The following is a 381-nucleotide window of genomic DNA, read 5'->3' as shown; positions in this document are numbered from 1 at the left end:
ACCGGAGTTCCGGGAACGGCCACCATGGCGGAATTCGGAGCTGTGATGGGAAGCGGAATCATCGGCGCGGTGAACGGCCTGGGACCGATGATCGCTGTCGATCCCATCGGAGATGTGCCAAGGACACTGATTAATGTAACTGGCTGTATGACAAATGCGATTATCGTAGAAAGAAGGGTGAGAGAGTGAAAACAGTGATTATCGGCGGTGTGGCCGCCGGAATGTCGGCGGCATCCAAGTTAAAAAGACTTCTGGGCGATGCGGTGGAAATCGTGGTTTACGAGAAAGGCGGAGAGGTATCCTTTGGCGCCTGTGGTATCCCGTTTTATATTTCTGATCATATCAAGCAGGGGAAGGAACTGATTGCCAGGACGGCGGAAG

The 381-nt window shown here is 53.3% G+C and carries 2 protein-coding genes; both read left to right on the top strand.

Annotation, left to right across the window (positions count from 1 at the left end; genetic code table 11):
* On the top strand, nt 1-189 hold a 189-nt coding region (locus NE664_15755; protein ID MCQ4728089.1), incomplete at its 5' end, for a dicarboxylate/amino acid:cation symporter.
* Nucleotides 186-381: CoA-disulfide reductase (locus tag NE664_15750; protein ID MCQ4728088.1), on the top strand; the 196-nt coding region annotated here is incomplete at its 3' end. The genes NE664_15755 and NE664_15750, both read left to right, overlap by 4 nt.

Source organism: Anaerotignum faecicola (assembly GCA_024460105.1).
GTDB lineage: Bacteria > Bacillota > Clostridia > Lachnospirales > Anaerotignaceae > JANFXS01.
This window is presented reverse-complemented; position numbering and strand designations above follow the sequence as displayed.